This window comes from Bhargavaea massiliensis (assembly GCF_018390575.1).
GTDB lineage: Bacteria > Bacillota > Bacilli > Bacillales_A > Planococcaceae > Bhargavaea > Bhargavaea massiliensis.
Genome location: NZ_JAHBCJ010000004.1, coordinates 262,242 through 281,522, shown reverse-complemented (window position 1 = coordinate 281,522; position 19,281 = coordinate 262,242). Strand labels below are relative to the sequence as shown.

The following is a 19,281-nucleotide window of genomic DNA, read 5'->3' as shown; positions in this document are numbered from 1 at the left end:
GTAGGGGGAAGCCGATGCAAGGAACAAAGGGTAATCCCGGCCAAAGCCGGGTGATCCGTTTTTTGGGCGGGCGAACGACTCTGTTCGTCCTGGGGATCATTCTTTTGGCCGGGCTGATCATCCTGGTGTTCAACCAGATCCAATTTGTATTCACACCTGTGAAAGTGCTTGTTCAAAACGTTGTGCTGCCGGTTGTGCTGGCAACCGTATTGTTTTATCTGCTCCGGCCGGTTCTCCGGCTCCTGGAGCGTGCGAGAATCCCTCGGCTCTGGGGGATTCTCATTATTTACGTCGGAGGAATCGGACTCATTTCGCTCGTCGTATTCCTGATTTATCCGTTCCTGAAAACTCAGGTCATCAACCTGGTCCAGGAGTTTCCCGAATACTTCAGGCTGCTGATCCTGAATATCGACGACTATTTGAGCACATCCCTGTTTGCTTCTTACTATAATCAGCTTGATGTCAACCTGAATCTGTTGGTCGACTCGGTATTCGAAGACATTGCCGGATTTTTCAGGGACACGGCAGGCGGGATTGCTTCCGGAGTGACGAATTTCATCTCCACCCTGACAGGAATTGTCATCTCGATTGTCACCGTTCCGTTTATCCTGTTTTATCTTCTGAAAGACGGCGACCGGCTTCCGGGCTATATCATGAACCTGATGCCGCCGAGAATGAGGCGTGAGGCAAAGGAAATCTTCCGCGAAGCCGACCACCAGCTCAGCAACTATATCCAGGGACAGCTGATCGTCTCATTCTGCATCGGCCTGCTGATTTATATCGGATTCGTGATTATCGGTATGGAATATGCGCTGGCGCTCGGTGCGCTGGCCGCGGTGACAAGCGTCGTCCCATACCTTGGCCCTGTCATCGCCATTACTCCTGCACTGATCATTGCCCTGGTCACGTCTCCATTTATGATCCTGAAGCTCGCCGCGGTCTGGACAATTGTCCAGCTGATCGAAGGGAAGTTTATCTCTCCCCAGGTTATGGGTAAAACACTTCATATTCATCCGATTACCATTATTTTTGTCCTCCTCACCGCCGGATCGCTGTTCGGGGTGCCGGGAGTCATCCTTGGGATACCGGGTTATGCACTTCTGAAGGTCATTGTGTCACACCTGTTCAAACTGGTGAAAAAGAGATACGATGAACATGAATCCAATCCGAACATGAGATATGAAACGGACAGCAGGAAGATCATCGAACATACGGGGAGCGAGTAACATGTTGAAATCATTCCTATCCAAGATCGGTATCGGGGGGCTTGAAGTCGACACGGTTGTCGATAACCAGATACTCGAAGAAGGGGAGACGCTGAACGGCACCGTCTATATTGACGGCGGCGAGGCAGATCAGATCATTGACCATATCACGCTGGAAGTATTGGTCCGGATTCACCGGGAAGACGCCATGAGCGACTTTGAGGACGTAGATCGTACGATCACGAAGCACTCCATCGAACTGATCGGCGATTCCAAGTCGAAGGAAACCCGGATGATCCCTTTTGAAATCGTTCCGGATGACCGATGGCTGATCAATAAGGACAATGAAAAGCTGATGCTGAAGACGACCGTCCATGTAGACAACGCCATCGATGCCTATGACGAAGATGAAATCCAATATGCCTGACCCTTTCTGCGGAACGCGTGTCCAATCGGATGCGCGTTCCGTTTTTTGAATGTACAATAAATTCAGAAGGGGAGGGGGAACAGGCGTGGAACAAATGCTTGCTACATTCCATTCACTGAACGGGGAGCTGAACAAGATTCATAAGGAAGCCTGCACTGATGTTTCTGTGCAGCAAAGTACCATCATGCATGAAATCCAGATGAGAAATGAGCCATCGATGCAGGAAACGGCCAGGGGGCTCGGCATGGACATCACGACATTTTCGCGCCAGGTACAGACGCTCGTGAACGGAGGATACGTCAAGCGGAGACCGTATCCGGGAGACCGGAGAATCCAGATTCTTTCACTGACCGACAAAGGCACTAAAAAGGTGAAACAGATCGATGAAAAAATACTGGAACAGATGAATGAAGCCCTTGCATCCATGGGAGAATTCGAACAAGAAATCATTGTCCGTTCACTAAGTGAATTGCAGCGGATTCTTGGCGGGAATGAGGAATGATTCCTGCCTGACCAATAGATGCAAAATGCAAGCTCAATTATTGCAATCAGAAAGTAATTGGTTAAATCCCTTGATAAGCCTATAAAGCACTCACTTAATTGCAAAATGCAATCATAACATTTGCAGAAATTGATTCATTCAATTTCATTTTGCAATCAAGTTACAAACAACGATGGACCGGTCTGTGGATACATTACTTTTAATGTGCATCTATTATACGGCAGATTATACGGAACAGAAGTTGATGGAGCAATGATACACACCATGTAACACAGTCGGGCTGGGTTCAGCGAGTCGTGAAATCATTAAAAACAACACGGCAAAGATTCGTGGTGTTTAGGTCTGCTGAATCTTAAGTTGACCAGTCGTAAGCGGATCACTTCATGAAACCGGACACATGACGTGAGCCGTGAACGATGCAAAATTGAAATCCTGCAAGGGTAGAATTTGAGTCCAATGTATATGGAGTCCTGTCAAATTGATTCAGCTAAAGCTGGATGTCCAAGCAAGCTGGCGGATTGATGAACATTCATTGCGACCAACATAAGAGACGAGGTCAGCAAAATCATTCTTTATCATGTTTATGTTGTTGGCATGGTTGTGGCTGTACGTATAGAATGGGAGAGGCGGATCCTGGCCGTAAGTGGCTTCTCTTATTTTTAGTTTACATAATTTCTATTTTAGGAAGTTGCGTTTCATTAAGTAGTATACTTAAGACAGTGAGACGAAACGGAAATCTGGGTCCATTAGCTGCCTTGATTCTGCTGTTTAGATCAGATGTTTAGAATGTCGACTCTTTATAACGATCTGGCACGGATCAAGCTACTTTATCGGGTTCATCCGATTTGGTTCGGGCTGAATCAGTCTGCTGCTTGTGCCTGAACATATCCGTTAGCCTTCCGTCTCATTTCTATTGAGATGAAATGCAGTCGGCTCATCACTGTTTCTGTTAATTTCTCGTCTGTTTATATAATCCTGGTCCACCGGCTTTTTGGCTGTGCGATTCCTTTTAGTGATTTATCCAGCTGTTTCTTGTTTGGTGAATCCTGTTCGCGTCATTGCTGTTCCGATAATTTGCGCAAAACCCTTTGCATTCTTTTCTTCTTCATGTTAACGTAGTACACAAGATTCAAACTAACACAATTGAATAGCAATGGATGAGGTGCAAAGATCATGAGTACCCCGCTGCAACGGCTGCAGACCGGTAGCGGGCGGAAAGGGAGATTTGCCGAAACGGGATTTGGTTTGCAGACTGATACCCGTTGGACTGTATATGAACAATATGCAGGCTGTCATTATTCTCGTAATAATGGAGTGCTTCCACTTGTGACCTCAGGGTCGTGCATCGTCGACAATCACAAGCCGGAAACCTACCGTTTCCGGCTTTTTATATTGCCGATGCATGGGACATTTCATCCATTGACCGGGCGTTTGTGCCGGAAACCGGGAGACCGGAATACATTATGGATAGAAAGAGGGATTTTACATGACACATCTATTTACAGGAGTTGCCGCTGCAGTCACCACCCCATTCATGGACGACGAAGTCGATTACAACAGCTTCCGCCGCCACCTGGAGTTCCTGATTGAAAACAACATCCAGGCGCTCGTCATCAATGGCACGACCGGAGAAGGCTCGACGCTCACTGCGGAAGAAAGCCGCCGCCTTCTCGAGATTGCGGTTGAAACGGCTGCCGGCCGTGTGCCTGTCATTGCAGGAACCGGCTCGAACTCGACTGCGGAATCGATCCGTGCTTCCCGTGAAGCCAAGGAAATCGGCGCGGACGGCCTCATGCTGATCACCCCTTACTACAACAAGACGAGCCAGCGCGGCCTGATCCGCCATTTCGAGGCGATTGTGAACGCTGCGGAGCTCCCTGCCCTCCTTTATAACGTCCCTTCCCGCACCGGCATGACGATCACGCCTGAAACGGTGCTGGAGCTGAGCCGCCATCCGTATATTGTCGGCCTGAAAGACGCGACCGGCGACCTCAACTATATGTCTCAGGTGCGCCTTGTGACGGATCCGTCGTTCGCGCTCTACAGCGGCAATGACGATACGGCGCTTCCATTCACATCGCTCGGCGGCCAGGGGGTTATCTCGGTCGTTGCCAACGCGGTGCCTTCCCAATTCCAGGAAATGTATGAACAGACATTCACCAATCTGACTCGGGCGCAGGAACTTCACTACCGCCTGACTCCGCTGATCAATGCACTATCGGTTGATGTGAATCCGATTCCGATTAAAGTGCTCACCTCGCACCTCGGCTTCGGCGACTACGAAGTGCGCCTCCCTCTCCTGCCGATGGAAGAGGAGGAACAAAGCCGGCTGGTCCGGCAGTTTGAAACGATGATGATGGAGGTTTGACATGAGATTGCTGCTTTGCGGGTACGGCGCGTCGAACAAACGCGTCGCCGCCCTTGCCAAGGAACGGGGACATGAGATTGTGGGGGTGTTGCTGCTGCGGGGCCAGACGGCGGACGGCTATCCGGTTTATCGTCCGGATGAACGACTGCCTGAAGCCGATGCGGTCATCGACTTCTCGCATCCTGTCCTGACGAAAGCCCTGCTTGCCGCGGACACCGGCCTCCCGCTGGTGATTGCGACCACGGGCGAAAAGGAAGTCCTGATCGAGCAGATGAAGGAAAAGGCGGATCGCCACCCGATTTTCTTCAGTGCGAACATGAGCTACGGGGTCCATATCCTGACGGAAATCGTCCGGTATGCCTCTTCCCTCCTTCCTGGCTTTGATATTGAAATGACGGAACGCCACCACCGAAAAAAGGTGGATGCCCCGAGCGGGACGCTCATCAAGCTGTATGACGCCATTGCGTCGGCCAGGCCGAATATCCATCCCGTGCATGACCGGCACCAGTCGGAAGGCGCGCGGACGGATGAAGAAATTGGCATCCATTCGGTGCGCGGCGGCACGATCACCGGTGAGCATGAAGTGCTGTTTGCCGGCCACGATGAAACCATTACGATCGCACACCATGCCCAGTCCAAGGACATCTTCGCATCCGGCGCCCTTGATGTTGCAGAGCGCCTGATCCATAAGGAAAACGGCTATTATACTTACGATAACCTCGGAATCGGCGATTCTGCAGAAGAATGAAGCGGAGGGCGCTCACCCTCCGCTTTTTTGTGTCCATGTCTCGGCTTCGTCATTCGCGTGCCGGTCCGGGATGAATGACGAAACTGCGGCCGCGAATACTGAAACAGAAGCCGTGAATGACGAAATTGCCGCCATGAATGACGAAACCGGCGACACACACTTCCCCACAAACAAAAATGCCCCCTGCCCGCAGCCTTGATGGCGTGCTGACAGGGGGCGCTTTCATTATGCCTGATCGTTGTCTTTTGCTTCCATATCTACGGCCAGATAGACAGAAGTCACATAGCCGTCTTCTTTCTGGTCGACGGCAAAGCTGCCGTTTGAGTAGCGGTCGGCCATCCGGTAGGAATGCGGCAGGACGGCCACTTCCTCGTCCTTGTCTGTCCTCAAAACGACGGCGTCTTCCCTTCCGGCCAAAACAGCGCCCGCAAGACGGTGCGGATTGGTCTTCAGCTCTTTCAGTGAAACGAGGCCGCGTTTTGCCCGCGTGCCGAGCTCGTATTCATCGACCGGCATGCGCTTGACCGCGCCTCGGTGGGTCGCGAGGATCAGCGAACGGCCGTCTTCCGGTGAACGGAGAATCGAGGACACCACATAGTCCCCGTCTTTCAGGTTGATGCCTTTGACGCCTGCCGTGCGGACGCCTGTCGGTGCGACTTCCTCGAGCGGGAAACGGAGCCCGTAGGCAAGATGCGTGAACAGAAGCACCTCGTCGGTTGCCTTTGCCAGATGAACCGACTGCAGGGTGTCCCCTTTCTTGAGCGAAACGGCCCGATACGCCCGGTTGTGGCGCTTGACCTGATAGTCTGCGAGTGCGGAGCGCTTGATAAAGCCGTTTTTGGTGACCGTGACCACATCCATGTCTTCCCGGTCGAACAAATCGATGCCGATTGCGGCAATGATCTCTTCTTCCGGGCCCAGCTGGATGATGCTCGAGACATGCTGTCCAAGGTCCTTCCAGCGGATGTCCGGCAGCTCATGGACCGGCTGATAGATGTAATTGCCTGAAGAAGTGAAGATCAGGAGTGTCTGCTGAGTGTTGAGCGTACCGCCGAACAGCAGTCTGTCGGTTTCCTTCATCTCCAGATCGCGGCCGCCGGACGCCCCGTAGGAGCGCAGGCTCGTGCGCTTGGCGTAGCCGTCTTTTGTGACGGTGACAACGACATCCTCGCTCGGGATCAGGATGTCCAGGTCGACCTTGATCTCCTGGATCTTCGCCTCGATGGCAGAGCGCCGGGGCTCTGCGAACCGCTTTCGGATGTCCTTCAGCTCGTTCTTGATGACGCGGAACAGTTTTTTCTCGGAAGCAAGGATTTCCGTGAGTTCCTGTACGAGAGTTTTCAGCTCTCCCTCTTCCTTTTTCAGCTCGGTGATATCTGTGTTCGTCAGCCTGTAAAGCTGAAGGGACACGATCGCTTCAGCCTGGGGTTCGGTGAACTCGAACGATTCGATGAGGTTGTTTTTTGCGTCCCGCTTGTCGCTGGATGCCCGGATCGTGCGGATGACCTCATCGAGGATCGACAGGGCCTTCATGAGCCCTTCCACGATGTGGAGCCGGTCTTTTGCACGCAGCAGGTCGTACTCCGAGCGCTTCGTGACGACTTCCTTCCGGTGCGCGATATAGGCGTCCAGCAGCATGCCGAGCGACATGAGTTTCGGTCGTCTCGCATCAATTGCGATCATGTTGAAGCTGTAGCTGACTTGGAGATCGGTATTTTTGAACAGATACTGGAGGATCGCTTCGCCGTCGATTTCTTTTTTCAGCTCGACGACAATCCGGAGGCCGGTTCGGTCGGACTCGTCGCGGACTTCTGAAATGCCTTCAAGTTTCCGGTCGAGCCGGAGCTCGTCCATTTTCTTGACGAGATGTGCCTTATTCACTTCGTAAGGGATTTCCGTGATGACGATCTGCTGCTTGCCGCCGCGAATTTTCTCAATCTCCGTCTTCGAGCGTATGATGATCTTGCCGCGGCCTGTATCGTAGGCCTTCTTGATGCCTTCAGCGCCCTGGATGATGCCGCCGGTCGGGAAATCCGGCCCCTGCAGGACGGTCATCAGTTCATCGGTTGTTGCCTGTGGATTGTCGATCCTCATGAGAACCGCATCGATTACTTCGTGCAGGGCATGTGGCGGGATGTCCGTTGCGTATCCCGCGGAAATGCCCGTCGAGCCGTTGATCAGCAGGTTCGGGAGCACAGCCGGCAGAACCGTCGGCTCGTTTTCGTTGTCATCATAGTTCGGGATGAAGTCGACGGTGCGCTTGCCGATATCCCGGAGCATTTCGGAAGCGATCGCGGACAAGCGGGCTTCCGTGTATCGCATGGCCGCTGCCGGGTCGCCGTCGACGGATCCGTTGTTCCCGTGCATCTCGATCAGCGGGTGGCGGAGCTTCCAGTCCTGGCTCATCCGGACCATCGCCTCATAAACGGAGGAGTCGCCGTGCGGGTGATACTTGCCGATCACGTTCCCGACCGTCTTCGCAGATTTTCGGAATGATTTGTCATGCGTGTTGTTTTCTTCCATCATCGCGAACAGGATACGCCGCTGGACAGGCTTCAGTCCGTCACGCGCATCGGGCAGTGCCCGGTCCTGGATAATGTATTTACTGTACCGCCCGAAGCGGTCGCCGATGACCTCTTCAAGCGGGAGGTCCTGGTATTGTGCTATTTCCGTCATGCCTGTTCCTCCTCAGCTGTCTCGGCCATCAGGAATTCGTTCTCGAGGATCGTATCGCCGTCCTCCATGCCGAAATCGACGTTGTCCTCAATCCACTTTCTCCTCGGCTCGACCTTGTCGCCCATGAGCGTCGTGACACGCCGTTCGGACTTCGCGCCGTCCTCGATTGTGACGCGGATCAGTGTGCGCGTCTCCGGATTCATCGTCGTATCCCAGAGCTGGTCGGCATTCATCTCGCCGAGACCTTTATAACGCTGGAGGACATAGCCTTTGCCGACTTTCCGGATGGCTGCATCAAGATCCCGTTCTGTCCAGGCGTATTCGATCTTCTCTTTTTTCCCGCTGCCTTTGGAGACCTTGTAAAGCGGCGGGAGTGCGATATAGACCTTGCCTGCCTCGATCAGCGGCTTCATGTAGCGGTAGAAGAAAGTCAGAAGCAGCACCTGGATATGGGCGCCATCGGTGTCGGCATCGGTCATGATGATGATTTTGTCATAGGAGATGTCTTCGACATTAAAATCAGAGCCGACGCCCCCGCCGATCGTATGGATGATCGTGGAGATCTCCTCGTTTTTCATGATGTCTTCCAGCTTGGCCTTCTCAGTGTTGATGACCTTGCCCCTGAGCGGCAGGATTGCCTGGAAAGTCCGGTCCCGTCCCTGTTTTGCCGAGCCGCCGGCCGAATCGCCCTCGACAAGATAAAGTTCGTTCTTTGCGGCGTTTCTTGACTGCGCCGGTGTCAGCTTGCCGGAAAGCAGCATTTCTGACCGTTTCCGCTTTTTGCCGGAGCGCGCATCCTCACGGGCCTTGCGCGCTGCTTCCCGAGCTTGCTGGGCACGGATTCCTTTCCTGACGAGCGTCGCGGAGAGCTCCGCATTCTCCTCCAGATAATACATGAGCTTCTGGGAGACGACGGCATCAGCCGCGGCGCGTGCCTGGCTGGTTCCGAGCTTGCTTTTTGTCTGCCCTTCAAACTGAAGCAGCGTTTCGGGAACCCGGACAGAGATAATCGCGGAAATTCCTTCCCGGATGTCCGCGCCGTCCAGGTTCTTGTCTTTTTCCTTCAGAAGTCCCGTTTTCCGGGCGTATTCGTTGAATACGCGAGTCATGGCCGTCTTGACGCCTGTCTCATGGGTGCCTCCATCCTTGGTCCGGACGTTGTTGACGAACGACAGGATGGTTTCCGAATAGCCGTCGGTGAACTGGAAGGCGAACTCAAGCTCGATGCCGTCATGTTCCCCTTCGACATAGGCGACGTCATGCATCGTGTCTTTTTCTTCATTTAAATATCCGACAAATTCCATGATGCCGGATTCATAGAGGAATTCATCTGTTCGTCCGCTGCCTTCGTCAGACAGCGTGATTTTCATCCCTTTAAGCAGGAAGGCGGATTCCCGCAGCCGTTCGCTCAAAATTTCGTAGTTGTATTTCACGGTCGAGAAAATGGACGGATCGGGCTTGAAGCGGATCAGCGTGCCGCGCTCGCGGGTGTTGCCGATCTCCTCCAGTGTGGTGACGGGATGTCCTCCGCCCTCAAATCGCTGGCGGAATTTTTTGCCGTCCTTGAATACGGTCACTTCGAGCCATTCGCTCAGGGCGTTCACGACAGAAGCGCCGACGCCATGGAGTCCGCCGCTTGTCTTGTATCCTCCCTGCCCGAACTTGCCGCCCGCGTGCAGGACGGTCAGGATGACTTCAGTCGTCGGCTTGCCCGTGCTGTGAGTGCCCGTCGGCATGCCGCGGCCGTGGTCCCGTACAGAGACGCTGCCGTCTTTGTGGACGGTGACGTTGATCTCTTCGCCGAATCCGGCCAAAGCCTCATCGACCGAGTTGTCGACGATTTCATAGACAAGGTGATGAAGTCCGCGTGAATCGGTCGAGCCGATGTACATGCCCGGCCGTTTGCGTACCGCTTCGAGCCCCTCGAGCACTTGGATTGAATCGTCATTATAATTCATGGTTTCAGTTATTTTGGCCAAGAGGATTCCTCCATCAAACGTTTGTTCGTATATGTTCCTATTGTACTTGTTTTGCCGGCGTGTGTCCAACCGCCGGGTCGGGAGTCCCGCACTTCATTGTAGACTACAAAAGCCCGCCGTTGCAATGTTTCGTGAGGATTCATGCTTTTCCGGCCAGCCGGATGGGCATTGTGCCGGCAGCCTCGATGATGTAAACTGAGACTGACTGTTAAGACCAACCCTTAAACTGAAAAGAGGTTTGCTATGGATACAGCTGTTGTGCTGCTCATCGCATATTTACTGGGTTCCGTGCCTTCGGGGCTGTGGGTCGGGAAGCTATTCTATAATAAAGACATCAGGGAGTCCGGCAGCGGCAATCTCGGTGCGACAAACACTTTCCGCGTGCTCGGAAAAAAGGCAGGCATCGCGGTGACGCTCATGGACATCCTGAAAGGGACGGCCGCCGTTCTCCTTCTTCAGATTCCGGCATTTGCCGACTCGGGCGTCCACCCGCTGACACTCGGCATCGCGGCGGTTATCGGCCACATGTTTCCGGTCTTTGCAAAGTTCCGCGGCGGCAAGGCAGTTGCGACCTCCGGGGGTGTCATCCTCGGATACAGCTGGCCGTTTTTCCTCGTCCTGATTGCTTCTTTCCTCATCATTCTCAAGATGACGAAGATCGTTTCTCTCACTTCGATGGCAATGGGTGTCATCGCGCTGGTCTATGCAATCATTCACTATGTCAGGACGGGTGATTTGTATCTGCTGATCGTGATCCTTGTCCTGTCCGCCTTTATCTTCTACCGCCACCGGGCGAACATCGGCCGCATCAAGGCGGGAACCGAGCCAAAGGTCAAGTGGCTTTAGTATACTGTAGGGAGACCACGGAAGGCGGTGTGTTCCATGGAAATCAGAGTTTCCGAAGATGCGCAAAAATGGTTTCATGACGAGATGGGGCTCGGAACCGGTGATTTTGTCCGCTTTACGGTCCGCTATGGCGGATCCGGACTGCAGCCCGGTTTTTCGCTCGGGCTCTCGGTGGAGAAACCGGAAAACCCGGCCGTAAAGGCGGAATCGGGCGGGATCACTTATTTTGTCGAATCCGATGATGAATGGTACTTTGACGGACACGACCTCGTTGTCGGTTATGATGCCGCATTGGACGAGCCCAAATACGGATACGAAAAAGAGAAAGCGTGAATCCTGCGGAGGATTCACGCTTTTTGTTGCTTACGATAAGTCAACATCGGCTCGTTCCTCGCCGTGTTTCCTTTATCTCATTGCGAAGTGATCCAGTTTGTACGTTGCTGAACGGGCGCTTGCGCTTTTGTTCAATTGCCGGTCAGACCGAATCGGCTGATCAGGTCTTCCCTTCCCTCTTGCCTGAGGATCTCATATTCCCTCTCGCCGAACAGATCAAAGTGCGGATAACGTTCTTTGTGATCGATCCATTCCGGGCGGAGGCCGTATTGCCTGCCCCAGGCTTCAAGCTTTTTGAGATCGGCGCAGCCTGCTTTCGTGACGGTCCGGCAGCCCGGAAAGCGGTCATCCAGCCAGAAATGTGTCAGGAAAGCGATTTCTCCCCTGCTGACGGCTTCCTTCCAGTCGGCCACTTCCCGGCGCTTGACGCCGAAAGCCATCAGGTAAGCTCCCTGGCGAGTTCACGATATTTGGCATCCCATTCCGGATCCGCCTTGCGCAGGCCGACCGGTCGGAACGTTTCCTTATGGACCAGCGTGTGGACGGACTGCCCTGTCGCGGCAACCGTGCCGTCCTCATGGAGGATCTCATAGCCATACGTGGTTCTGAGCCGCCCGTGCGACTCGATCCATGTGCGGATGATCGCCGATTCGCCGTAGCGCATTGCATTTTTGTAGCTGATGTTCAGGTCGATCACCGGGGACAGGTATCCTTCCTGTTCCAGTTTATCGTAGCGGAAACCGATGTCTTCAATCAGCGATGTCCGGCCGATTTCCATCCAGACCAGGTAATTGGCGTGATAGACGACGCCCATCTGATCGGTTTCCGAGTAGCGCACCTTGACTGATGTTTCGTTCACATACATTTCATTCACCTCACTGCCATTATACCGGAAAATGCCTGGTCACGTCCGGTGATGGCCCGGTACGAGTCGTTTCGCCACACTGATTAGAATGACCACAAACCGAACATAAAAAAACAGCCTGAAGAGGATTTCCTCTTCAGGCTGTTTGTCACTTGGCGTGATCAGTTGGCTTTCAGGCGGTTACGGAGAACCATCTGAAGGATGCCGCCGTGGCGGTAGTAGTCAACTTCCACTTCGGAGTCGAAGCGCGCAAGTGCCTTGAATTCCTTGACGGAGCCGTCCGGAGCGGTTGCAGTGACTGTCAGGATATCGCGCGGCTTCACGTTGTCCGTGAGGTTGACGCTGATCGCCTCTTCGCCTGTCAGGCCGAGGGATTCCACGCTGTCGCCCTTCATGAACTGGAGCGGAAGTACGCCCATCATGACAAGGTTCGAACGGTGGATCCGCTCATAGCTTTCGGCGATGACTGTCTTGATGCCGAGAAGGTTTGTGCCCTTCGCAGCCCAGTCACGGGAAGAGCCCATGCCGTAGTCTTTACCTGCGAGAATCGCGAGGCCCGTGCCGTCTTCCTGGTACTTCATCGCTGCATCGTAGATCGGCAGGATCTCTTTTGTCGGCCAGTAAGTCGTGTAGCCGCCTTCAGTGCCTTTTGCGATCTGGTTGCGGATCCGGATGTTCGCGAATGTACCGCGCATCATCACTTCGTGGTTACCGCGGCGGGAACCGTACGAGTTGAAGTAACGTGGCTCTACGCCGCGCTCGCGCAGGTACTTGCCGGCAGGCGTATCTTTGCCGATCGCACCTGCAGGAGAGATGTGGTCTGTCGTGATCGAGTCGCCGAACTTGCCGATGACACGGAGGTTTGCAAGCGTCTGGATCGGGCTTGCTTCCTTCGACAGTCCTTCGAAGAACGGAGGGTTCTGGATGTACGTCGACTCAGGGTCGAAGTCATACAGGGAGTCGTCCGTTGTTTCGATCGCGTTCCAGCGCTCGTTTTCAGTGAAGACATGCTCATACTCTTTGCGGAACAGGTCTGGTGTGACCGTCCGCTCGATTTCAGCCTTCACTTCTTCAGTGGATGGCCAGATATCTTTCAGGAAGACATCCGTGCCGTCCGCTGCGCGTCCGATTGGCTCTTTTTCGAAGTCGATGTTCACTGTGCCTGCAAGGGCATAAGCGACGACGAGCGGAGGCGACGCCAGGTAGTTTGCCTTGACGAGCGGGTGGATTCGGCCTTCGAAGTTCCGGTTACCGGAAAGGACGGAGGATACGAGCAGGTCGTTGTCCATGATCGTCTTTTCGATTTCCGGAAGAAGCGGCCCGGAGTTACCGATGCACGTTGTGCAGCCGTAGCCGACTGTGTTGAAGCCGATCTGGTCAAGGTACTTGTCGAGGCCTGCGGACTCGAGGTAGCCGGTAACGACTTTCGAACCCGGTGCGAGCGATGTCTTGACGTATGCCGGCGGGCGGATGCCCTTCTCGACCGCTTTTTTCGCGACGAGCCCTGCGCCGAGCATGACGTAAGGGTTCGACGTGTTCGTGCAGGATGTGATCGCTGCAATCGCGAGGTCGCCGGTCTTCATTTCAACAGTGCGGCCATCTTCAAACTCGACGGTAGCCTTCTTGTCGAATTCTTTTTCGTCGAGGCCAAAGCCCTGGTTGCCCATTGGAGCCGTGACGGCCTTGTTGAACTCTTCCTTCATCTTGGACATCGGGATGAGGTCCTGAGGGCGCTTAGGGCCGGACAGGTTCGGTTCGATTGTTGAAAGGTCAAGTTCGACTGTGTCCGTGTACGTCGGTTCCACGTTGTCCGGAGTGAAGAACATGTCGTTTTCCTGGAGGTATTTCTTTGTGACGGCGATGTGATCTTCGTCACGGCCTGTCAGGCGCATGTAGTTGAGGGATTCTTCGTCAACCGGGAAGAAGCCGCAAGTCGCGCCGTATTCAGGTGCCATGTTGGCGATGGTCGCGCGGTCCGCAAGCGGAAGCTGTGCCACGCCAGGGCCGAAGAATTCGACAAACTTGCCGACAACGCCCTTCTGGCGGAGAAGTTGTGTGACGCGGAGTGCAAGGTCGGTTGCCGTCGCGCCGTTCGGGAGTTCGCCCGTCAGCTTGACACCGATGACCTCAGGAAGCGGGAAGTACGAAGGCTGGCCGAGCATTCCGGCTTCCGCTTCGATACCGCCGACGCCCCATCCGAGTACGCCGATCCCGTTGATCATTGTCGTATGGGAGTCTGTGCCGACCAGTGTATCCGGATAAGTTTCGAATGTGCCGTCTTCGTTTTCGATTTCGTGTACGACGCTGGCGAGGTACTCGAGGTTGACCTGGTGGACGATACCTGTTGCCGGTGGTACGGCACGGTAGTTGTCATAGGCCTTCTGCGCCCAGTTCAGGAACTGGTAACGCTCGGCGTTGCGCTCGAACTCCAGCTCCATGTTCAGGCGGAGTGCTTCATTCGAGCCGTAGCGGTCTACCTGGACGGAGTGGTCGATGACGAGGTCTACCGGGATTTCAGGGTTGATCTCGTCAGGGTTTCCGCCGAGATCCGCCATTGCCTGGCGCATCGACGCAAGGTCAACGACGACCGGAACGCCGGTGAAGTCCTGAAGGATGACGCGGGAAGGCTTGAATGGAACTTCCGAGGAAGGGTCTACATCCGTGCCCCATTTTGCAAGGTTTTCAACGTGCTCATCTTTGATAACATAGCCATCGTGCTGGCGAAGGACAGATTCCAGCAGCACTTTGATGGAGTAAGGCAGGCGTGATACATCAGCGATGCCTGCATCCTGCAGAGCCTTCAGACGATAATAGTGATACGTCTTGCCGTTCAATTCGAACGACTGGCGGCTGTTGTGCAGATTGCTTTTAACTGTTTGCGTGCTCTTAGCCATTGCTTTTCCTCCTCTGTTTCTACGTGAAAAGACGGATGGATCCACTTTTCTCTTCCTTATCTTATCGAATTCCGCACGATAAGTAAATTACATAATATTGATTGAAGAACATAAGAAAACCGAATGACTCTAATTAAAGGGTCAAGCAGGTGTCAGATCCGGGCCTGTCCGAGGCAGTCCGGCTTTCCGAACGCCGTTTTTAATGAAAAGACGCAACAAAATCCGGCCATCCCTAAAGGGCAGCCGGATTTCAATGTGTGCAGGCAGGCTTCAGTAGAAGCTGATGAAGTCATAAGCAAGGGAAACGACGAACAGACTGTGCACCAAGGCAAACAGAAATGCGTGGCGGTCGAGAACTTTCATCCGTTCCGTGTTCATCGTATCCATCTCTCCTTTTGCTTTTCTTGATTATAAAGGAAGGAGATTGATATTTCAATATTTAAATCATTCAGAAACCAATTTTTTCTGAGGTTTTTTGACTTTGTTTCGGGCATATTAGGTTTTAGCCCGGACTCTTTTGGATATATAAAGTACTGTAACGGCATTATAAAAATTTTACAGAAGGAGTGAAGGAAACATGGAATTCTTAATGTATCTGATCGTAGGCGGAATCATCGGGTGGCTCGCAGGCATGATCCTCGGGAAAGACATCCCTGGCGGAATCATCGGTAACATCATCGCAGGTATCATCGGTGCTTGGATCGGCGGCGCGCTCTTCGGTGACTTTGGTCCGGACGTTGCAGGAATCGCTCTGATCCCTGCCCTGATCGGCGCACTGATTCTCGTGTTCGTCGTCAGCTTTATCCTCAAGGCCATGCGCAGAGCATAATGGAACACACAAAAAAGAGGACCGAAACGGTCCTCTTTTTGTGTTCCTTCATTTTCCGCTGTATTCGACTGCCCGCTGTTCGTAATCCCTGTAAAACGACATGACGTCCTCCACATACCGGTCGCTGTGGTTGTATAGGAAGATCGCCTGCTCCAGCTCACCTTCCGCCGCCCCGTTTTGCGCCAGATAGCTCGCGGCGCTGTAGATCGAATCTGCCAGGCTGAACGGATCCGCTTTCCCGTCTCCGTCCGCATCAAGCCCGTATCCCCCGTAAGAGCGGATTGCTTCAGGGTCCGTCTTTACTTTTTCGGGAATGTCCCCTTTCCCCAGTCCTGTGCAGCTCGGATGTGACCAGCCTACCCAAGTGCAGGGCATGAATTGCATATGCCCTTCCGCACCTGCCGGCGATACAAGCGGATCCATCGTGCTGAAACGTGTCTCCACCCGATGATGTGCCGCCAGAAGCGTCCATGGTATCCCGAACTCATCTGCCGCTTCCTTGTAAAGCGGCACATAATTTTCCGGCACCCTGATGTCGAACAGACGGTCCGGTTTATGGGCTGCGTACTCATTCAGCTCCCGGATCAGAGGGACATCCCGGAGCGCCGGCCAAAGCAGTGCGGTCAACACGTAAAAGACAATCAGTAAAGGGAGGAGAAAAACGAACGCTGCGAGAAGGCAGTTTCCCTTTCGCAGTCGCCTTCCCCGGCTTTTCGTGATTTTGCGTTTGCGCATCCTCATTCCCCTTCCACGAAAAAAACCGGCATGCGCCGGCTTTTTCTCATCAGGACCCTGCCTCGATCAACGCTTCCATGTCTTCGACGATGAGATCATGAGGCACTTCCATATAACCGTCATAGCTCTTGACCGCATTTCCTTCCTGGTCCACAAGGAAGAAGGAAGTTCCGTGCGTGACCTGGTCAGAGTTCGGATCGTCAATGACCGGAAGCTTGAATGATTTCACCGACAGGTCCGAAATCTCCTCCTGAGTGTAGCCAGTCAGCATTTCCCACTTTGCCTGATCGGCCACTTCAAACGTATCAAGATACTCCTGGAGCTTTTCAGGGGTGTCGTACTTCGGGTCGACGCTGAATGAAACAATTTTATAATCTTCGATGCCCGCTTTTGCCAAGTGGTCCTGGACTTCCGCCATGTTGAACATCATCGGCGGACACACCGAGTTGCAGTTGGTAAAGACGAACTGTGCGAGCCATGGCTGGCCTTTCAGGTCTTCCAGAGAGACTTTTTCGCCGTGCTGGTTCGTGTATTCAAACGGCTTGACCTCCCACGAAAAGTCCCCTTCAAACTTTCCCGCGTTGCAGGCGCCGAGTACCAGTGCGGCCAAGATGACCATCGCCGCAGCAGAGATGAGTTTTTTCATCAATAAGACCGCCTTTATTTCATCTATTCATTTTTATCTTATCGGAAGCGTGGGCCGCCTTCAACAGTGACGGTCCCGTTTTTCCGACAATCCGATGAACTACCCCGCTTTGAGCGACACGAGTGCGTCATGAATGGCGGTCAGTTTTGTCTCTACCCGGTGCATCAGGTAAAATGACACAAATATCGGGAATCCGAGATCTTGGATGAACGTCATCCACTCTTGCATGAAGGTGCCCTCCTTTCCCGTTCTTGCCTTATCCGGACGGATCAAAAAGAAGCTCCCCGGAAAAGCCGGGGAGCCCAGGGTCAGGCGGTAATGATGTCCGTTACCCCACGGGATACGATACGGGCGGCCTCTGCCGAATCGACCGGGTATCCGTCCGTGCCGAATACGCCGCTGCCGATCACTTCTTGCATCGCCTGGCGTACCTCCGCTTCCGTGATCCCTTCTTTGGGTGCATCAACCGTGAGGGTCATCCGCTTGCCGCCGGCAGTCTTGAAAATGAGTTCCAACGTCTGATCCATTCTCCATCCCTCCTTTTATGACCTACCGGTTCCGGGCGATCAATATTGGGTGATTTCCGCTGTTTCCACCTTTTCGGCTGCGATGTACGGGTAGCCCGAAAGGCTGCCAAGTGCACCGACTGCCGCCGCCAGGGATTCCGCATCCGCCGAACCGGACACATTCCGGTAGGTTTTCAGCTTCACTACCGGTTTGCCTTCCCCGTCAAAGCCTGCGTCAAAGTGGAGCCGGATGGATGCGTTCTTGAAGACGATGTTTGCCATGTTTTCTCCCCCCCTTTCACCCGTTACATAGGGCGATTTGGTGAAAAGAATACAACGGAGGTGAAAAAAGTCGTCGTCGGCTTTATAATTGTTGGAGAATGCAAAAGAGGTGAGAGTGTTGCTAGACGGCTGGTTTCTCTGGTTTATCCTATTCTGGGTGGCTGTCCTGGTCAGCCTGTTCGCAATCGGCGGGTATTTCATGTTCCGCAAGTTCCTGAAGGCCCTGCCGAAGGAAGACGGACGGTCGACGCTCGATTGGGAAGAATACTATGTCAATAAATCGCTGCATCTCTGGACAGCCGAGTCCAAGGAGATGCTGAATGAACTGGTGTCGCCTGTGCCGGAACTGTTCCGCCCGGTGGCCAAACAGAAGATCGCCGGAAGGATCGGCCAGCTTGCCCTGCACGAAAAGGCGAAGCGGATTGAGTTGGACCATATTATCCGCGGCTATATTCTCGCGACGCCCAAGCGTGACCATAAATTTCTCAAGAAGAAGCTTGAGCAGATGCAGATTGATGACACCCCGTACAGGAATCTGTACCAGTTCAGCAGGGACTAACCAAAAACCGCCATTCCGTTTTCCCGGATGGCGGTTTTTTTATGCTGCGGCCCCGGTGCGGGACTGCAGCTTTTTGAATTTCACGTACATGGCAATGCGCCACGGGACGATCATGCCGAATGCGAGCAGGAAGAACATCCCTGCCAGTTCGCCGACATCGATCGTGCTGCTGAGGATCAGCTTGCCTGCAACCCGCAAGACAAGCAGGCCGGCCAGGATAAAGATGAATGCCTTTGAGGGCTTCAGGTAGATCTCTCCCCCGTTTTCCTCGAACTTGGAAGTCCGGATGAGAAGGGTTGAAAACAGCAGGCCGACAGCGAGTGCCTCGAACACATGGGGCCAGGCGACACGGAACGGCTCAAAAAGGAACATGAGTGCGCCGGTCGACATCATGATCGGCGGGAGGATGATCTTTTTGGCGCTCGCAGGCTGCTTGCTTGCCCTGGAGCGCATGATCACCGCGCCGAGTCCCGCCATCGCGAAGATCACAGTGGATCCGACGATCAGGACCGGAGCGGGTATCTCGGTGAAGACCCAGTTGACAAACTCATTCATATTGTCCACCCGCCAGCTCTAGTTCGTCCATTCGCTGTTTTAGTTCTGCCATCGGGACAAAACGCGCAAAACGGGCGAATTCCCGGCCTTCTTTGAACAGGAGCACCACCGGAGCGGTGAAAAGCGACAGCTGTCCCGCAAGTTCCGGTACTTGTGCGGCGTTTGCCAGGTAGAAAGGAAATGCATACTCTTCTTCTAAGGGGGCCACCTGCGGAAGCAGCCCCTCACAGACTGAGCAGTTGTCGGTCTTGACGAAGAGGAGCAGCGTGCCTTCCTCCTCCAGCGCGCCGAGCCATTCATCGAACGAATTGATTTGCTCCATTGCC

General features: G+C 53.8%; 22 protein-coding genes and 1 riboswitch. Of the genes, 9 read left to right on the top strand and 13 right to left on the bottom strand.

Translation table 11 applies throughout. The features are described from left to right. The first annotated feature begins 14 nt into the window (after positions 1 to 14). The 5 genes from KHA84_RS08235 to dapB all read left to right on the top strand — a co-directional run bounded on the left by KHA84_RS08235 (position 15) and on the right by dapB (position 5,250). Positions 15 to 1,226, top strand: a complete 1,212-nt coding sequence (locus KHA84_RS08235) for an AI-2E family transporter (RefSeq protein ID WP_213423046.1) — start codon at positions 15 to 17, stop codon at positions 1,224 to 1,226. A gap of 1 nt (position 1,227) precedes the next feature. After that, positions 1,228 to 1,632 carry a sporulation protein gene (locus KHA84_RS08230; RefSeq protein WP_213423045.1) on the top strand — a complete coding sequence of 135 codons (405 nt, stop codon included), beginning with the start codon at positions 1,228 to 1,230 and terminating at the stop codon, positions 1,630 to 1,632. 94 nt (positions 1,633 to 1,726) lie between these two features. Next, entirely contained in the window at positions 1,727 to 2,134 is a 408-nt protein-coding gene (locus KHA84_RS08225; protein ID WP_236823213.1) for a MarR family winged helix-turn-helix transcriptional regulator, read from the top strand. A gap of 1,149 nt (positions 2,135 to 3,283) precedes the next feature. After that, positions 3,284 to 3,462, top strand: a riboswitch (Lysine riboswitch). 158 nt (positions 3,463 to 3,620) lie between these two features. Then, on the top strand, positions 3,621 to 4,502 hold the full coding sequence (gene dapA / locus KHA84_RS08220) for a 4-hydroxy-tetrahydrodipicolinate synthase (protein ID WP_213423043.1): 882 nt from the start codon (positions 3,621 to 3,623) through the stop codon (positions 4,500 to 4,502). A 1-nt stretch (position 4,503) separates the two neighbouring features. Beyond that, a complete protein-coding gene (dapB, locus tag KHA84_RS08215; RefSeq protein ID WP_213423042.1) occupies positions 4,504 to 5,250 on the top strand; it encodes a 4-hydroxy-tetrahydrodipicolinate reductase in 747 nt (248 codons plus the stop codon). Between the two features lie 12 nt (positions 5,251 to 5,262). Here dapB and KHA84_RS08210 read toward each other — a convergent pair whose 3' ends face one another. The 3 genes from KHA84_RS08210 to parE are packed head-to-tail and all read right to left on the bottom strand — an operon-like array spanning position 5,263 to position 9,884. After that, entirely contained in the window at positions 5,263 to 5,418 is a 156-nt protein-coding gene (locus tag KHA84_RS08210) for a hypothetical protein (protein ID WP_213423041.1), read from the bottom strand. A 57-nt stretch (positions 5,419 to 5,475) separates the two neighbouring features. Next, positions 5,476 to 7,926, bottom strand: coding sequence for a DNA topoisomerase IV subunit A (gene parC / locus KHA84_RS08205; RefSeq protein WP_213423040.1), 2,451 nt, complete (start codon positions 7,924 to 7,926; stop codon positions 5,476 to 5,478). Next, a complete protein-coding gene (gene parE, locus KHA84_RS08200) occupies positions 7,923 to 9,884 on the bottom strand; it encodes a DNA topoisomerase IV subunit B (protein ID WP_213423125.1) in 1,962 nt (653 codons plus the stop codon). The genes parC and parE overlap by 4 nt, the downstream gene beginning before the upstream one ends. A gap of 264 nt (positions 9,885 to 10,148) precedes the next feature. Between parE and plsY the strand changes: the two genes are divergently transcribed. Together plsY and KHA84_RS08190 are read left to right on the top strand one after the other, a co-directional pair. After that, positions 10,149 to 10,751 carry a glycerol-3-phosphate 1-O-acyltransferase PlsY gene (gene plsY, locus KHA84_RS08195; RefSeq protein ID WP_213423039.1) on the top strand — a complete coding sequence of 201 codons (603 nt, stop codon included), beginning with the start codon at positions 10,149 to 10,151 and terminating at the stop codon, positions 10,749 to 10,751. Positions 10,752 to 10,787: 36 nt separating this feature from the next. Beyond that, the gene (locus tag KHA84_RS08190) at positions 10,788 to 11,084 is read left to right on the top strand and encodes a HesB/YadR/YfhF family protein (protein WP_213423038.1); all 297 of its coding nucleotides are present in this window, start codon (positions 10,788 to 10,790) and stop codon (positions 11,082 to 11,084) included. A 131-nt stretch (positions 11,085 to 11,215) separates the two neighbouring features. Here the strand turns inward: KHA84_RS08190 and KHA84_RS08185 are convergent, their stop codons facing one another. The 3 genes from KHA84_RS08185 to acnA form a co-directional block, all read right to left on the bottom strand. After that, on the bottom strand, positions 11,216 to 11,524 hold the full coding sequence (locus tag KHA84_RS08185) for a hypothetical protein (RefSeq protein ID WP_213423037.1): 309 nt from the start codon (positions 11,522 to 11,524) through the stop codon (positions 11,216 to 11,218). Beyond that, positions 11,524 to 11,949, bottom strand: a complete 426-nt coding sequence (locus KHA84_RS08180) for an acyl-CoA thioesterase (protein ID WP_213423036.1) — start codon at positions 11,947 to 11,949, stop codon at positions 11,524 to 11,526. Before KHA84_RS08180 ends, KHA84_RS08185 begins: the two co-directional genes overlap by 1 nt. A 161-nt stretch (positions 11,950 to 12,110) precedes the next feature. Then, positions 12,111 to 14,843: an aconitate hydratase AcnA gene (gene acnA / locus KHA84_RS08175; protein WP_213423035.1), complete on the bottom strand. Its 2,733-nt coding sequence runs from the start codon at positions 14,841 to 14,843 to the stop codon at positions 12,111 to 12,113. A 577-nt stretch (positions 14,844 to 15,420) separates the two neighbouring features. On the opposite strand from acnA, the gene KHA84_RS08170 reads away from it, so the two are divergent. Continuing rightward, on the top strand, positions 15,421 to 15,672 hold the full coding sequence (locus KHA84_RS08170) for a GlsB/YeaQ/YmgE family stress response membrane protein (RefSeq protein WP_008298338.1): 252 nt from the start codon (positions 15,421 to 15,423) through the stop codon (positions 15,670 to 15,672). Positions 15,673 to 15,720: 48 nt separating this feature from the next. Here KHA84_RS08170 and KHA84_RS08165 read toward each other — a convergent pair whose 3' ends face one another. The 5 genes from KHA84_RS08165 to KHA84_RS08145 form a co-directional block, all read right to left on the bottom strand. After that, positions 15,721 to 16,407, bottom strand: a complete 687-nt coding sequence (locus KHA84_RS08165) for a lytic transglycosylase domain-containing protein (protein WP_213423034.1) — start codon at positions 16,405 to 16,407, stop codon at positions 15,721 to 15,723. 49 nt (positions 16,408 to 16,456) lie between these two features. Then, complete coding sequence (locus KHA84_RS08160) at positions 16,457 to 17,053, bottom strand: SCO family protein (RefSeq protein WP_213423033.1); 597 nt, start codon at positions 17,051 to 17,053, stop codon at positions 16,457 to 16,459. A gap of 99 nt (positions 17,054 to 17,152) precedes the next feature. Next, positions 17,153 to 17,281 (bottom strand): YvrJ family protein, encoded by a 129-nt coding sequence (locus tag KHA84_RS08155; RefSeq protein WP_008298335.1) that lies wholly within the window; start codon positions 17,279 to 17,281, stop codon positions 17,153 to 17,155. A gap of 80 nt (positions 17,282 to 17,361) precedes the next feature. Beyond that, the gene (locus KHA84_RS08150) at positions 17,362 to 17,580 is read right to left on the bottom strand and encodes a DUF2922 domain-containing protein (protein ID WP_213423032.1); all 219 of its coding nucleotides are present in this window, start codon (positions 17,578 to 17,580) and stop codon (positions 17,362 to 17,364) included. 39 nt (positions 17,581 to 17,619) lie between these two features. Further along, on the bottom strand, positions 17,620 to 17,841 hold the full coding sequence (locus KHA84_RS08145) for a DUF1659 domain-containing protein (RefSeq protein ID WP_213423031.1): 222 nt from the start codon (positions 17,839 to 17,841) through the stop codon (positions 17,620 to 17,622). Between the two features lie 118 nt (positions 17,842 to 17,959). On the opposite strand from KHA84_RS08145, the gene KHA84_RS08140 reads away from it, so the two are divergent. Then, positions 17,960 to 18,400 (top strand): DUF2621 domain-containing protein, encoded by a 441-nt coding sequence (locus KHA84_RS08140; protein WP_213423124.1) that lies wholly within the window; start codon positions 17,960 to 17,962, stop codon positions 18,398 to 18,400. Between the two features lie 39 nt (positions 18,401 to 18,439). Here KHA84_RS08140 and KHA84_RS08135 read toward each other — a convergent pair whose 3' ends face one another. Beyond that, positions 18,440 to 18,955 (bottom strand): CcdC family protein, encoded by a 516-nt coding sequence (locus KHA84_RS08135; protein WP_213423030.1) that lies wholly within the window; start codon positions 18,953 to 18,955, stop codon positions 18,440 to 18,442. Then, positions 18,948 to 19,277: a thioredoxin family protein gene (locus KHA84_RS08130; protein ID WP_213423029.1), complete on the bottom strand. Its 330-nt coding sequence runs from the start codon at positions 19,275 to 19,277 to the stop codon at positions 18,948 to 18,950. Before KHA84_RS08130 ends, KHA84_RS08135 begins: the two co-directional genes overlap by 8 nt. Between the last annotated feature and the right edge of the window lie 4 nt (positions 19,278 to 19,281).